Annotated in this window: 13 protein-coding genes; 11 read left to right on the top strand and 2 right to left on the bottom strand. The window is 39.5% G+C overall.

Going from position 1 to position 14452, the window contains the following annotated elements; translation table 11 throughout:
* Nucleotides 1-102: 102 nt before the first annotated feature.
* The 4 genes from thrS (at nucleotide 103) to rplT (ending at nucleotide 3391) form a co-directional block, all read left to right on the top strand.
* Nucleotides 103-2013 carry a threonine--tRNA ligase gene (thrS, locus tag AC1HJP_RS05230; RefSeq protein ID WP_480360780.1) on the top strand — a complete coding sequence of 637 codons (1911 nt, stop codon included), beginning with the start codon at nucleotides 103-105 and terminating at the stop codon, nucleotides 2011-2013.
* A 58-nt stretch (nucleotides 2014-2071) separates the two neighbouring features.
* Nucleotides 2072-2638 carry a translation initiation factor IF-3 gene (gene infC, locus AC1HJP_RS05225; protein WP_083496549.1) on the top strand — a complete coding sequence of 189 codons (567 nt, stop codon included), beginning with the start codon at nucleotides 2072-2074 and terminating at the stop codon, nucleotides 2636-2638.
* Nucleotides 2639-2815: 177 nt separating this feature from the next.
* Nucleotides 2816-3016 carry a 50S ribosomal protein L35 gene (gene rpmI, locus AC1HJP_RS05220; RefSeq protein WP_023398350.1) on the top strand — a complete coding sequence of 67 codons (201 nt, stop codon included), beginning with the start codon at nucleotides 2816-2818 and terminating at the stop codon, nucleotides 3014-3016.
* 15 nt (nucleotides 3017-3031) lie between these two features.
* Nucleotides 3032-3391, top strand: coding sequence for a 50S ribosomal protein L20 (rplT, locus tag AC1HJP_RS05215; protein WP_058029851.1), 360 nt, complete (start codon nucleotides 3032-3034; stop codon nucleotides 3389-3391).
* Nucleotides 3392-3442: 51 nt separating this feature from the next.
* Here the strand turns inward: rplT and AC1HJP_RS05210 are convergent, their stop codons facing one another.
* A complete protein-coding gene (locus tag AC1HJP_RS05210; RefSeq protein WP_480360775.1) occupies nucleotides 3443-4267 on the bottom strand; it encodes an SDR family oxidoreductase in 825 nt (274 codons plus the stop codon).
* Between the two features lie 147 nt (nucleotides 4268-4414).
* Here AC1HJP_RS05210 and AC1HJP_RS05205 point away from each other — a divergent pair, with 147 nt between their 5' ends.
* The 6 genes from AC1HJP_RS05205 to AC1HJP_RS05180 all read left to right on the top strand — a co-directional run bounded on the left by AC1HJP_RS05205 (nucleotide 4415) and on the right by AC1HJP_RS05180 (nucleotide 11113).
* A complete protein-coding gene (locus AC1HJP_RS05205) occupies nucleotides 4415-6217 on the top strand; it encodes a M14 family metallopeptidase (protein ID WP_480360773.1) in 1803 nt (600 codons plus the stop codon).
* A 3-nt stretch (nucleotides 6218-6220) separates the two neighbouring features.
* Nucleotides 6221-6862, top strand: a complete 642-nt coding sequence (locus tag AC1HJP_RS05200) for an MBL fold metallo-hydrolase (protein WP_480360771.1) — start codon at nucleotides 6221-6223, stop codon at nucleotides 6860-6862.
* Nucleotides 6863-6928: 66 nt separating this feature from the next.
* Entirely contained in the window at nucleotides 6929-7387 is a 459-nt protein-coding gene (locus AC1HJP_RS05195; RefSeq protein WP_058029847.1) for an Lrp/AsnC family transcriptional regulator, read from the top strand.
* Between the two features lie 132 nt (nucleotides 7388-7519).
* Nucleotides 7520-9076, top strand: a complete 1557-nt coding sequence (locus AC1HJP_RS05190) for a SulP family inorganic anion transporter (protein WP_480360768.1) — start codon at nucleotides 7520-7522, stop codon at nucleotides 9074-9076.
* A gap of 143 nt (nucleotides 9077-9219) precedes the next feature.
* Nucleotides 9220-10296, top strand: coding sequence for a sensor histidine kinase (locus AC1HJP_RS05185; RefSeq protein ID WP_138478749.1), 1077 nt, complete (start codon nucleotides 9220-9222; stop codon nucleotides 10294-10296).
* Entirely contained in the window at nucleotides 10289-11113 is an 825-nt protein-coding gene (locus AC1HJP_RS05180; protein WP_421962615.1) for a LytR/AlgR family response regulator transcription factor, read from the top strand. Before AC1HJP_RS05185 ends, AC1HJP_RS05180 begins: the two co-directional genes overlap by 8 nt.
* 67 nt (nucleotides 11114-11180) lie before the next feature.
* Here AC1HJP_RS05180 and pyk read toward each other — a convergent pair whose 3' ends face one another.
* Nucleotides 11181-12614, bottom strand: coding sequence for a pyruvate kinase (gene pyk, locus AC1HJP_RS05175; RefSeq protein WP_480360765.1), 1434 nt, complete (start codon nucleotides 12612-12614; stop codon nucleotides 11181-11183).
* Nucleotides 12615-13024: 410 nt separating this feature from the next.
* On the opposite strand from pyk, the gene gndA reads away from it, so the two are divergent.
* On the top strand, nucleotides 13025-14398 hold the full coding sequence (gene gndA, locus AC1HJP_RS05170) for an NADP-dependent phosphogluconate dehydrogenase (protein ID WP_480360763.1): 1374 nt from the start codon (nucleotides 13025-13027) through the stop codon (nucleotides 14396-14398).
* The last annotated feature ends 54 nt before the right edge of the window (nucleotides 14399-14452 follow it).

The raw sequence follows: 14452 nt of genomic DNA, 5'->3' as shown, positions 1-14452 counted from the left end.
TTATCAATGCTTATTCGTAAAAGCGTTGTAAAAGGTACTCATTTTTTAAACTTTAATACACGTGATACTTGGTAGGTGTCACCACTGTAAATAGGAATTATCATGCCTGTAATTACGCTTCCTGACGGCAGTCAGCGTGCTTTCGAAAATCCAGTAACAACATTAGAAGTAGCTCAAGATATCGGTCCTGGTCTTGCTAAGGCAACCATCGCTGGTCGAGTGAATGGCGAAAGAGTTGATGCTTGTGATTTAATCACTGAAGATGCAAATCTACAAATCATCACAGCAAAAGATGAAGACGGCTTAGAAATTATCCGTCACTCATGCGCTCACTTAATCGGTCATGCGATTAAACAGCTTTTCCCTGATGTAAAAATGGCGATTGGTCCGACCATCGACAATGGTTTTTACTACGATATCGATCTAGAACGTTCATTAACACAAGAAGACCTAGATGCAATTGAAAAGCGCATGCTTGAGCTTGCTAAAACAAATTATGATGTTGTTAAGAAAACAGTCACTTGGCAAGAAGCAAGAGACACTTTTGAAGCGCGCGGTGAGACTTATAAAATTGAAATCCTAGACGAAAATATCTCAAAGGATGACAAACCAGGTCTATATCATCACGAAGAATACGTAGACATGTGTCGTGGCCCTCACGTACCAAACATGAAGTTCTGTCAACACTTTAAGATCATGAAAGTGGCTGGCGCGTATTGGCGTGGTAACTCTGATAACAAGATGCTACAGCGTATTTACGGTACAGCTTGGGCCGATAAGAAGCAGCTTAAAGCGTACTTAAAGCGTCTTGAAGAAGCTGAAAAGCGTGATCACCGTAAAATTGGTAAAGCATTAGACTTATGGCACTGGCAAGAAGAAGCGCCAGGCATGGTATTCTGGCATAATGATGGTTGGAGCATTTACCGTGAACTTGAAGACTTTGTTCGTGAAAAGTTACGAGAGTACAGCTACGAAGAAGTAAAAGGCCCATTAATGATGGACCGTGGTCTTTGGGAAAAGTCTGGCCACTGGGATAAGTATTCAGATGCGATGTTCACCACTGAATCAGAAAAACGTGAATATGCTATTAAGCCTATGAACTGCCCGGGTCACGTGCAAATTTTCAATCAAGGTCTAAAATCTTATCGTGATTTACCATTACGAATGGCTGAGTTTGGTTGTTGTCACCGTAATGAGCCCTCAGGTGCACTACATGGCTTAATGCGTGTACGTGGTTTCACACAAGATGATGCGCATGTATTCTGTACTGAAGAACAGGTAATGGATGAAGTGTCAGCTTGTATCAAGATGGTATATGACACGTATTCAACATTTGGTTTTGAAAACATTGTTGTTAAGTTATCTACGCGTCCAGAAAAGCGCATTGGTGACGATGAAATGTGGGACAAATCAGAAAAAGCACTGGCTGATGCATTAAAAGCGAATGGTATTGAGTTTGAATACCTACCTGGTGAAGGTGCATTCTACGGTCCTAAAATTGAATTCACATTGTATGATTGTTTAGATCGTGCGTGGCAGTGTGGTACAGTGCAGTTAGACTTCGCACTACCGGGTCGTTTAGGTGCAACTTATGTTGCAGAAAACAACGAACGTAAGACGCCAGTTATGATCCACCGTGCAATTTTAGGTTCTATCGAACGATTCATTGGTATCTTAACTGAAGAATATGCAGGTCTTTTCCCAACTTGGTTAGCACCAAAGCAAGTGGTGATCATGAATATCACCGATAAACAAGCTGATTATGTACAAGAAATTGTGCAAAAATTAAATAAACTTGGAATTAGAGCTTGTGCTGACTTGAGAAATGAGAAGATAGGCTTTAAAATTCGCGAGCATACTTTAAAACGTATCCCGTACCTACTTGTTGTTGGTGACAAAGAAGTTGAACAGCAGGAAGTTGCGGTTAGAACACGCAAAGGTGAAGATCTTGGCAAGTTCTCGGTTGATGACTTTATCGCAAAGGTAAGCGAAGAGATTAAAAACCGTAAATAAAATTATGGCGTGTGGCTAACAAAACTATATTAAGCTACACGCTTTATCTTTTGATTTTTTGGAGGATCGTACCATTAGAGGCGGCAAAAAAGGGCAACCAACAGCTCAAAAACAACATCGTATTAACGAAGAAATCACAGCGAGAGAAGTTCGCTTAACAGGCGTTGAAGGCCAGGAACCAAGCATTGTTTCGTTAAGAGAAGCTCAAGCTATTGCTGATGAACTAGGTGTAGATTTAGTAGAAATTAGTCCAAATGCTGAACCGCCAGTTTGTAAGGTGATGGATTACGGTAAGTTCCTTTTCGAAAAAGCAAAAGTACAAAAAGAACAAAAGAAAAAGCAGAAGCAGATCCAAATTAAAGAGATCAAGTTCCGTCCAGGTACTGATTCTGGTGACTACAATGTTAAGCTACGCAACCTAAGAAAATTCTTAGAGGGTGGAGACAAAGCAAAAGTTACAATTCGCTTCCGCGGCCGTGAAATGGCTCACCAAGACATTGGTCTAGATTTATTAAACCGTGTTAAAGCTGATTTGGAAGACATCGCAACAGTAGAGTCTTTTCCAAATCGCGTAGAAGGTCGTCAAATGATTATGATGTTGGCGCCTATTGCTAAAAAAGCATAAACACGGCATAATACGCTCCGATTTTGAACTAGGTCTCAAATGCTTCGGCTACCTAGTTCAACTGGTCTGTAAAAAGTAGATTAATTTCTCACCAGAAATTAGGTTGTAATAAGGCTCTACAAGTGGTTTATCCCGCCTTGTTACATTGATTAGCGCAATACATTTGGAGTTATTGCAATGGCTTACAAGCTAAAAACACACAGAGGCGCAGCTAAGCGTTTCAAAAAGACTGCTTCAGGCGGTTACAAGCGTAAACAATCGCATCTTCGTCACATTCTGACTAAGAAATCTTCAAAGCGTAAACTACACCTTCGTGCTAAGTCTATGGTTCATAAGAATGACCTAGGCCTAATCGATCGTATGTTACCATTCGCTTAATAGAGGATATCAGAAATGGCAAGAGTTAAACGCGGTGTTATCGCACGTGCACGTCACAAAAAAGTATTAAAGCAAGCTAAAGGTTACTACGGAGCACGTTCACGTGTTTACCGCGTAGCGTTCCAAGCTGTAACTAAAGCAGGTCAATACGCTTACCGTGACCGTCGTGCTAAGAAACGTACTTTCCGTCAACTATGGATTGCACGTATCAACGCAGCTTCACGTCAGAATGGTCTTTCTTACAGCCGTTTCATCAATGGCCTTAAAAAGTCATCTGTTGAGATCGATCGTAAGATCCTAGCTGATATCGCAGTATACGACCAAGTAGCTTTCGCAGCATTAGTTGCTAAAGCAAAAGAAGGTCTAGCTGCTTAATAAGTCTCGAACTTATTAATTTAAAAGGAGCCAATGGCTCCTTTTTTAGTTTTAACGATTCTTTATTAAAATTTTATCAAGTAATCTAGTACTTAATATTCTTCGCATCACGCCCATGAAATAGGTTGGGAATGTCACGTAGTAACGCGGCTTAGGTTTTACAGCATTCATTGCATGCAAAAGTTTTTCAAGAACAGCTTCAGGGCCTAGGGTAAATTTTTGTGGTGCAGTTTGACTTTCTAGTCTGTTTAGCTGTGCGCGATAATTATCACTATGTGCACTTTGTTCAATATCAATATTTTTTATAAACGCTTGTTTTGCATTATCTCTAAATTTAGAAGCAATCGGTCCTGGTTCAATTAAGCTAATGTGAATATTTGTATCTGCTAATTCCATTCGCAATGTATCTGTCAACCCTTCTAAAGCGAACTTGCTGGCATTGTAAGCACCTCGATAAGGTAGAGCTACAAAACCTAACACGGATGAATTGTGAATAATTCGACCATGTCCCGTTGAGCGCATATGTTTAATTGCTAAATTTGTGAGGTGGTGCCAAGCAAAAAAGTTGACTTCAAATTGTGCGCGTAAAGTATCTGTTGTTAAATCCTCTACTGCGCCGGGTTGTCCATAAGCACCATTGTTAAACAATATATCTAACTGTCCACCACACATATCAAGTGCTGTTTTAAAGCCTTGCTCTATACTAGTCTGGTCCGCTAGATCTAATTTAATACATGTTAAACCTTCTTCTGATAACCGCACAACATCTTCATTTTTACGGCAACTGGCTATAACTTTATAACCTGATTTATGTAGTTGTTTTGCACAGTGATAACCGATGCCGGTAGAGCAGCCCGTGATCAAGATTGATTTCATTTTGTTATTTCGCTGTATTAAAGTAGATAAAAAATGCCAAATATGTCATTTGCTGCATTTTTTTGTTGAATCACCGCACATTCTAAATTGGTTTGTAAAAGATTGATATAATTCATCTAACTTATAAATTATTAATGAGTCTTTTACATGTTTGCAAACGTTATAATGTTATCCACAGTGTTGAGTATGAATGGTCATTTACCACCATTAATACCTTGGCAAGGGAAGAGTTTGCAGCTAATTCAAAGTTCTGGCCCTTTAACAACAGACTTCGAACTAAGTGGTGGGGAAGTATCGCCAACTTATAAAGACACAATGAAATTCGTTGACAGATTAATTGCGGCAAACCCAACCCAGTTCAGCAGCATATCAATTGGTGAAAGTTTTGGTCAGCGTGAAATCAAAATGATTGTTGCCAGCGAAAATGGTCAATTTTCTTCAAACATGATCAAAAGTAATGGTAAGCCGACAATTTTAATTCAAGCTGGTATTCATTCTGGTGAAATTGACGGTAAAGATGCTGGCTTTATGTTGCTAAGAGATATCGCAACGGGCAAAAGAAGGGATCTGCTCACTAAAGTAAATATACTTTTTATACCAATTTTAAATGTTGATGGTCATGAGCGCCGAAGTGAGTTTAATCGTATTAACCAGCGTGGCCCAATTCAGATGGGGTTTAGAACGAATGGTAACAACCTAAACCTTAATCGTGATTACACTAAATTAGATACGCCAGAGGTAAAGGCTGTATTGAACGTAATAGACGAATTTGAGCCAGATTTGTACGTAGATGTTCATGTCACTGATGGTGCAGATTACCAATACGATGTCACTTATGGCTACACACCCGCATTCGCTAGTGAATCACCAAAAATTGCAACGGTGTTAGCTGAAAAGTTCCAGCCTCATATTGATAAAACATTAGCAAAATACGACCATATTCCTGGTCCGCTTGTATTTGTAATGGATAAAAGAGAGTTTAAGAGTGGCTTAGCAGGTTGGATTGCGGGACCACGCTTTTCAAATGGCTGGGGAGACCTTGCTAATGTACCAACGATTTTAGTAGAAAATCACTCACTTAAACCCTATAAGCAACGTGTACTTGGTACCTATGTATTTTTAGATGGCGTTATAGACGCTTTATCTATTCATTCTCAAGCCCTTGAAAGTGCAGTTAAAAAAGAGCAAGAAACGCCAGAGCGTCTGGTACTTAATAGAAAATATGCAACAGAGCCTGACTTTATCAGCTTCAAAGGGATTAAATATAAGAGATTTAACAGTGCGCTTTCTGGGCAACAAGAGGTTAAGTATCTTGGTGAGCCAGAGCACTACGAGAAGCTACCTATCTATTGGAAAAAAGAGGTTGTTTCTGAAGTTGATGTGCCTGAAGCATTTTATATACCTCAGTCATATAGTTTCATTGCAGATAAATTATCAATACACGGTATCAATGTTGAAACAGTCACCTCTACTGATTTAGTTTCTAACCTAAAACTAACAGAAGTTAATGATTATTCTTTCGACAAAATACCTTTTGAAGGACGTTTTAGAGTAACTGCACAGTTCACTTATAGCGAAATTGAACAAAAAAATTTAGCCGGGTGGTACAAAGTAACGACGCAACAAGCAAGAGGCAAGCTGGCAACTCATTTACTGCACCCTGAAGCCCCTGACTCTTTTTTCTCATGGGGAAGTTTTCATACAATATTCCAACGAACAGAATATGTTGAAAATTATGCATTAGTACCTTATGCCCGTTCAATGTTAAAAGATAATCCTAAACTTGCGCTAGAATTTGATAAGAAGTTAAGAGAAGACAAAAGCTTTGAATCAGATCCTAAAGCACGTTTAAATTGGTTGTATTCAAAAACGCCATATTATGATCAAGGCTACTTAAAATACCCAATTTTGATGCAATATAAACCAGAGCAAAAAGAAGTAGAGAAGTAATCAGTGAAAGTCGTTACCAAGCCTGTCACTGCATTTATGCAAAATACACGTTTCATTACTTGTGAAGAGACCGGCGATACAGCAATACTCGATCCCGGTGGAGATGCACATTTATTATTAGAGCACATAGCTAGTAATAATCTCACAGTTAAGTGTATTTTGTTAACCCATGGTCATCTAGATCATGTTGGTGCAAGTGTAGAAATAGCAAGCAAACTTGATATTCAAATTATTGGTCCAACCGAAGATGAGCGTTTTTGGTTTGATGCTTTGCCGATGCAATCGCAAATGTTTGGATTTGATCCTCATGAAGTGTTTTACCCCGACCGTTGGTTAGAACATGGTGAAGTTTTTAACTTAGGTAATTTAAACTTTGAAGTACGACATTGCCCAGGTCATACGCCTGGTCACATTGTTTTTTATGAGGCCAGTAAACAAGTTGTATTTGTAGGTGATGTTTTATTCAAAGGCTCAGTTGGCAGAACTGACTTTCCGAAAGGAAACAGTGACCAATTAAAAACATCAATCAAAACACAGCTTTTTACCTTACCAGATGACGTTGAAGTTTTTTCTGGGCATGGACCAAATACTTCAATTGGTTATGAGAAGGCACATAATCCTTTTATGAGTGGCCGATTCGGCTAAAACGCACTAAAATTTAATCTAAGAAAGAGAATAAAATTCTCATAATTTTAAGAGAACGTATTAAATATGTCTTTAAATCAAGTTGACAGGCAAATATTGGCCTTAATCCAACAGGATGCAAGTTTATCAACAGCAGAGATTGCAGATAAAGTAGGCCTTTCACAATCACCATGCTGGCGCAGAATTGCAAAGCTAGAGCAAGATGGCTATATCAAAGGTAAAGTCGCTTTGCTAGATGACAAAAAGTTGGGCTTTGATATGTTGGTTTACGCCAACGTTAGGTTGTCTAACCACGGGCGTAATAATCTTGCGGAGTTTGAAGAGCTAATTTTAAGCTATGACGAAGTGACAGAATGTTACACCATGGCTGGCACTATGGATTTCATGCTCAGAATCATTTCAAAAGGCATTGATGGCTACGAGCGCTTCGTCCGTGATAATTTATTGAATTTGGAATATGTTCAAGAAGTGCATTCAAATGTAACAATGACGTGTGTAAAGAGAACAACTGCTTTACCACTTTAAAACGCCTGTCACGTATTTCGACTATACTTAGCTGATGTAGTCAGTTTGTTAAAAGCGCTGGATTTCGCTATAATCCAGCGCTTTTCTGTTCATAATTATTATAAATACACATCTAACACATCGAGGAAATGAATGTTTAATCTGATGGGCAAAGCACCAAGCTCTGCTAAAAACGATATCCTTTCCGGCTTAACCGTTGCACTAGCACTGGTACCTGAAGCTGTAGCATTCGCATTTGTTGCGCATGTTGATCCCTTAGTTGGCCTATATGCGGCCTTTATCGTCGGCTTAATTACCTCTATTTTTGGTGGTCGTCCAGGCATGATTTCAGGTGCAACGGGTGCGTTAGCTGTTGTGATGGTCAGCTTGGTTATTGAGCATGGTGTCGAATATTTATTTGCTACCGTTTTATTAATGGGTGTGCTGCAAATATTGGCGGGCATATTTAAGCTTGGTAAATTCATTAGAATGGTTCCACACCCAGTGATGTTGGGTTTCGTTAATGGCTTGGCAATAGTTATCTTCTTAGCTCAATTAGGGCAGTTCAAAGTAATGGACGGCAATGGTCAGCTTCAATGGATGCAAGGCTCAGAGCTATATGTGATGGGTGGTCTCGTAGCTTTAACGATGGCAATCATTCATTTCTTACCGAAACTTACAACAGCCATTCCATCATCGCTTGCTGCTATATTGGTAGTGACAGGATTAGTGATTGGCTTAGATCTAGAATCTCGTACTGTACTTGATTACTTAAAAGATATGTCAGGCGATTTGAATGCAACAATTGCAGGCGGATTCCCTGAGTTCCATATTCCGGCTGTACCGTTCAATTTTGAGACTTTCAAAATCATCTTCCCTTATGCATTAGTTTTAGCTGCGATTGGCCTGATTGAATCGCTTCTAACTTTAACACTAATTGATGAAATCACTGAAACACGCGGTAACTCAAATAAAGAATGTATCGGCCAAGGTGCAGCTAACGTTACCTGTGGCGTATTTGGTGCAATGGGTGGTTGTGCCATGATTGGTCAATCAATGATCAACATTAATTCAGGTGGCCGTAGTCGTTTATCAGGGATTACAGCGGCTGTTTTATTACTTGGCTTTATCTTGTTTGCTGCAAGTCTAATTGAAATGATCCCTCTGGCGGCACTTGTTGGTGTGATGTTCATGGTTGTTTTAGGCACATTTGAATGGTCTAGCTTTAGATTAATGAAACGTATACCTAAGACGGATGCATTTGTGATTGTGCTAGTATCAGGCGTCACGGTAATAACCGATCTAGCAATAGCTGTGTGTGTTGGTGTGATTGTGTCTGCATTGGTATTTGCTTGGGAGCATGCAAAGCATATCTATACAAATAACTATATTGATGAACAGGGCTCAAAAGTGTATGAGCTTCATGGTCCATTATTCTTTGGTTCGGTTAAAAACTTTGCTGAATTGTTTGATATCAACAACGACCCAAATGATGTCATTATTGAGTTTAAATATAGTCGAGTTGCAGATCATAGTGCAATTGAAGCCATTGATAGCTTGGCGGAACGTTATAAAAAAGCAGGTAAAACAGTCCATTTACGTCACTTAAGTCCGGACTGCATTGAGTTACTTAATAAGGCAAAAGATTTAGTTGAAGTGAATGTTATCGAAGACCCTAATTATAAGGTTGCTTCAGATAAACTTGCATAAAAATCTAAGTTGATTGGATAAAGGGGCACATTTTTGTGCCCCTTTTCTTTGCGGTAAGCCGGTGAAATTATGAGATTGGTAGCAGTGCGATAAACAGATGCATTACGTATAATTTAGACATTAAATAGGAGTTATATAATCCATTGAAATGGCAAGCTTTAGTCGATAACCGACAACGATTCTTTTGGGTGCTTCAAATTGCAGGCTGGATTGGCTATGCGTTGGTCAATTATATTGGCTCAAAAGTTTTCGAAATGAGAGATATATATGTATTCGTCATTGTATTAAATGCCTATGCAGGGTGTTTAATGACAGTACCGTTACGTTACCTCTATAGAATTATATGGAACTCTAAACCTTGGGTTTTAATCGTTGTTGTTTTCAGTGCTTCATACATTACCGGTACCCTTTGGTCAGTCATTCAAAAGTTCAACTTGTGGGAGATATACCGTCATGGTTACAGGCCCACTGAGTGGTTTTATTATTTCCAACAAGGCTTAGATTCTGTCTATATCATTCTTTGTTGGAGCGGCCTGTACTTTGGTATTAAATACTATCAGTTATTGCAAAGTGAGCGTCAAAAAGCACTGAAAGCAAACACTATGGCGCATGAAGCGCAGTTAAAAATGCTTAGGTATCAATTAAACCCTCATTTTTTGTTCAACACACTTAATGCAATTTCTACACTTATACTTGTAGAAGAAAATAAAGATGCAAATCAGATGGTATCTAGGCTCAGTGACTTCCTTCGTTATACACTCAATACTGATCCCATAAAAAAAGTCCCATTAGAACAAGAAATTCATGCTTTAAACTTATACTTAGAAATTGAAAAAGTACGTTTTGATGAACGGCTATCAATTGATGTCAGCATGACAGAAGAAGCGAAGCATGCGTTAGTGCCAAGCTTGTTGTTGCAACCATTAATCGAAAACTCAATCAAATATGCCATCGCCCATATGACAGAAGGCGGCAAATTAGAGATAAAGGCGCAAGTCTTCGCCAATGAATTATTATTAGAAGTAGGGGACAATGGACCCGGTGCTGAAATAGAAAATGGCAAATTATTGAATGCATCAGGAGTGGGTATTGCCAACACTCAAGATAGGCTTAAAACTTTATACGAAAATAATTACTCGTTTGCTCTATCACATAACACACCAAACGGGCTAAAAGTAAATATTCGCGTTCCATACGAGAAGGCAGAAAGTAATGAGTAGAATTAAAACATTAATCGTTGATGACGAACCATTAGCAAGAAAAGGCCTTGCTGTACGTTTAAAAGAATTTGAACAATTAGAAGTAGTAGATTTATGCCCTACAGGCGAACAAGCTATTCAAGCTTGCAATGAAAACGACATTGATTTGCTATTTTTAGATATTCAAATGCCAGGAATGAATGGTTTTGAAGTTGCCAAAACGCTCAGTGAAAAGCCAGGCCCGATGCCTGCTGTTGTGTTTGTAACGGCGTTCGATCAATATGCGGTGCAAGCATTTGAGATCCACGCCCTCGATTATATTTTAAAACCCGTTGATGACAACCGATTAGAACAGGCGGTGGATAAAGTGCAAAGCTATTTAAAAACACAACAAGATAACGCCCATAAAAAGAAACTAGCTAGTTTCGTTGCTGGTATTACAGGTAATAACTGTGAGGAAATCTTGAAGAAATTAGCAACTGGTGATGCGTTAGAAGATAAAAAATATCCTGAATCTTTGGCTGTGAAAGAGCAGGGAGAGATAATTCGTGTCACTACATCATCAATACAATGGGTTGATGCTGCGGGAGATTATATGTGCCTGCACTGCAATGACGGAAAAACACATATTCTACGCAAAACAATGAAAGAACTTGAACAAGAACTGGACCCAGCATTATTTGTTCGTGTTCATCGTTCAGCTATCGTGAATACTAAACAGATTAGCAAATTAGTTACACAGACAAGTGGCGAGTATTTATTAGTACTAGACAACGGGCAAGAGTTAAAAGTGAGCCGTAGTTATAGAGATAAAGTAAAAGCAGCGCTGGCGAGTTAGTTTATTCTCTTTGCACGAAAAAAAGAGCAGCTTTTAAGCTGCTCCTTTTTTGCAATTAGTGCAGAGTTTATACAGTAATAATCTTCATTGTATTAGTCGCACCAACCGTTTCCATTTTGTCACCGTGTGTAAGAATAACGGTATCACCTTTCACTAGTGAGCCACGCTCAACGAGCGTATCTAGTGCGTCTTTAATCATGCATTCTTGATCATGCTTAGTTGAATCAAAGTATACTGGGTATACACCACGGTACAGCGCTGTTTGACCAAGTGTAGAAGCATGGCGAGAAAGTGAGTAAATAGGGTGACCTGAGCTAATACGTGACATTAGCTTTGCTGTTTTACCAGACTCTGTAAGCGTCACAATTGCTTTCACGCTGTCTAGATGATTTGCCGCATACATAGCAGAAAGTGCAAGTGTCTCTGAGGTATCTGAGAACATGCTATCTAGTCGATGCTTAGAAATATGTGCTTCTGGTTGTGACTCGGCGCCTAAACAAACTCGAGCCATTGTCGCGACCGTTTCTTCAGGATAATCACCAGCAGCGGTTTCTGCTGAAAGCATAACTGCATCTGTGCCATCTAATACCGCGTTAGCCACATCCATGACTTCTGCACGTGTAGGCATAGGGTTATCAATCATTGATTCCATCATTTGGGTCGCAGTTACAACAGTACGGTTTAAAGAGCGAGCACGACTGATAATTAACTTTTGCTTGCCAACTAAAGCAGCATCACCAATCTCAACACCTAAATCACCACGTGCAACCATCACTGCGTCAGAAGCAAGAACGATATCATCAATAGCTTCAACGGTTTCTACGGCTTCAGCACGCTCGATTTTTGCAAGAAGTTGAGCATTAGAACCAGCTTTTTCAGCTAGTGAACGCACATAACGCATATCGTCGCCACTGCGTGGGAACGAAACCGCAATATAGTCAACACCAATTTCAGCTGCAGTGATTAAGTCTTGTTCGTCTTTTTCAGTGAAAGCTGGTGCGGTTAAACCACCACCTAAACGGTTAATACCTTTATTATTTGATAACACACCACCAACTTTAACTGTGGTATGAACAAGTGCACCGTCTACCGAGTCTACTACAAGCTGAATTAAGCCGTCATTCAATAGAAGTAGGTCACCTTGTTTTACGTCTTGTGGTAGTTCTTTATAATCGATACCAACAGCTTCAACAGTACCTTCACCTTTCGGCATTTCAGCATCAAGAATAAATTTAGCGCCAACTTCAAGATTTACTTTACCATCTTTAAAAGTTGAAACACGGATCTTAGGGCCTTGAAGGTCAGCTAGGATTGCAACATGTTTGTTCAGTTTGGCTGCTATATCTCTAACAGCTTGCGCTCTGTCTTTATGATCTTGAGCAACGCCATGAGAAAAGTTTAGGCGAACTACATTTGCACCCGCTTTTATGATTTTTTCTAAGTTGTTATCGCGGTCAGTTGCAGGTCCAAGGGTTGCTACAATTTTTGTGCGTCTAAGCATCAGGTTCTCCTGTAGGCCTATTTAGATAGGTAGATATTAATGAATGCGAAGTTAAACAAACAAAATTAAGCAAAGATAGCTCAATATTTGATTAAAAACGCATTAGATGTTGAAAGAATTTGCATTAACTCTTTTTAACACCGTAATTAAGTTATATGATCTATATGACATCATTATGACACCGGTGTCAGGATGCGTCAATCACTAGATTCTGGTGTCTTTATATACAAATGAATCAAAAGAAACCGAGAGAATGGTGCTAAACCATTTTTCTTGGAGATTCTTTAACCCCATATAAAGTTTGTTTGTGTAAAAGATTTAAATAGTAGTAATTGGTATCTTACAAAGCTAAGACATATAATAGGCTACTGAAGTATTGCTCAAATTAGTTGTTACCGAGGAGGAACTTAATGCAAGTTGCATTAGTTGGTTTAGGTGTAATGGGTAAAAACCTTGCACTAAATCTCATTGAACAGGGTTTAACGTTAGTTGCCTACGATAGAAACCCGGACGCAGGTGCTGAGCTTTTAAGCTGTGCTCAGTCACTTGGCTTAGCTGAGCGCTTGCACATTGTTTCTGACCTTGGTGATATGATCCGCCGCTTAGAAACGCCTCGTTCAATTTTACTACTTGTTCCAGCCGGTGAGTTAGTAGATAGAGTGTGTTCTGATCTAGTAGAAGCGGGTGTAGATAAAGACGATATCATCATTGATTGCGGTAACAGTAATTATAAAGACGGTATTGCACGAAAACTTAAATATCAAAATAAATTTGAGTTCGCGACCATGGGGATCTCAGGCGGTGCAGAGGGTGCACGTCACGGCCCTGCGATGATGGCAAGTGGTTCAGAAGGAGGTTGGGAACGAATTATTCCTTGGTTCGAAAAAGTTGCTGCAAGCTATAACGGCGAATCTTGTTTTGCTCGTGTTGGTCAGTCTGCTTCTGGTCACTTTGTAAAAATGGTACACAACGGTATTGAGTATGCATTAATGCAACTGATTGCTGAAATGTACCAACTGCTTCGACATGGCACAGGTAGAACGCCAAAAGAAGTCGCAGAAGTATTCAAATCTTGGTCAGAAGGTCATTTAAATAGCTACTTATTATCGATTTCAAGTCATATTCTAGAGCTTGAAACGGATAATCAAGAGTCATTAGTTGATCTAATTGATAACAAAGTTGGTGCAAAAGGCACGGGTCTTTGGACTGCACAAAATGCATTAGAATTAGGTATTGCAGTACCTTCGTTAGTTGCTGCAGTTCAAGCGCGTCACTTAACCAATACCATCGATACACATGCAGCGAAAGAAATGACTTATGCATCGCAGCAGACGGCGAAAATCGATATTGATTTAGATGAGCTTAAATCAGCTTTCTATCTTGCAAGCCTACTATGTTACCGCCAAGGTTTAGCGTTAATCAAAGGTGCTTCACGTGCACATCAATGGAAGGTTGACCTTGGTAAAACACTACAAACTTGGCGTGCAGGCTGTATCATTAGAGCAGATTACCTTGATGATATTGCTGAAGGTGTCGAGTTTATCGATACGTTAAAAGCAGAATCGCTAGCACTTCGCAAGGTTACAGGTCTTGCAGTGTCTTCAGGCCTTGCTTTCCCAGTATTAAGTTCAACTCAAACTTACATTGCGACACTAAGCACACCTAGTAATGGTCACCTAGTTCAAGCGCAGCGTGATTACTTTGGTGAGCACGGTATTAAAACCCACTCTGGTGAAACGTGCCACCTAACCGACTTAGTCGAGATTGACGCAAAAGTCAGATAAAGCACGAGTCAAAGTTAAAAAGGTCAGCGTTGCTGACCTTTTTTGTATCCAAAA

The organism is Pseudoalteromonas sp. NFXS53 (assembly GCF_056629255.1).
The sequence above is the reverse complement of the archived record's forward strand: the minus strand, read 5'-3'. Positions and strand labels throughout refer to the sequence as shown.

Excerpts from the sequence above, each read along its gene's own strand:
- AC1HJP_RS05210 (WP_480360775.1), bottom strand. The coding sequence starts at position 4,267 with ATGAAATCAATCTTGATCACGGGCTGCTCTACCGGCATCGGTTATCAC.
- AC1HJP_RS05190 (WP_480360768.1), top strand. The coding sequence starts at position 7,520 with ATGTTTAATCTGATGGGCAAAGCACCAAGCTCTGCTAAAAACGATATC.
- AC1HJP_RS05205 (WP_480360773.1), top strand. The coding sequence starts at position 4,415 with ATGTTTGCAAACGTTATAATGTTATCCACAGTGTTGAGTATGAATGGT.
- rpmI (WP_023398350.1), top strand. The coding sequence starts at position 2,816 with ATGGCTTACAAGCTAAAAACACACAGAGGCGCAGCTAAGCGTTTCAAA.
- AC1HJP_RS05180 (WP_421962615.1), top strand. The coding sequence starts at position 10,289 with ATGAGTAGAATTAAAACATTAATCGTTGATGACGAACCATTAGCAAGA.
- rplT (WP_058029851.1), top strand. The coding sequence starts at position 3,032 with ATGGCAAGAGTTAAACGCGGTGTTATCGCACGTGCACGTCACAAAAAA.
- AC1HJP_RS05195 (WP_058029847.1), top strand. The coding sequence starts at position 6,929 with ATGTCTTTAAATCAAGTTGACAGGCAAATATTGGCCTTAATCCAACAG.
- thrS (WP_480360780.1), top strand. The coding sequence starts at position 103 with ATGCCTGTAATTACGCTTCCTGACGGCAGTCAGCGTGCTTTCGAAAAT.
- gndA (WP_480360763.1), top strand. The coding sequence starts at position 13,025 with ATGCAAGTTGCATTAGTTGGTTTAGGTGTAATGGGTAAAAACCTTGCA.
- pyk (WP_480360765.1), bottom strand. The coding sequence starts at position 12,614 with ATGCTTAGACGCACAAAAATTGTAGCAACCCTTGGACCTGCAACTGAC.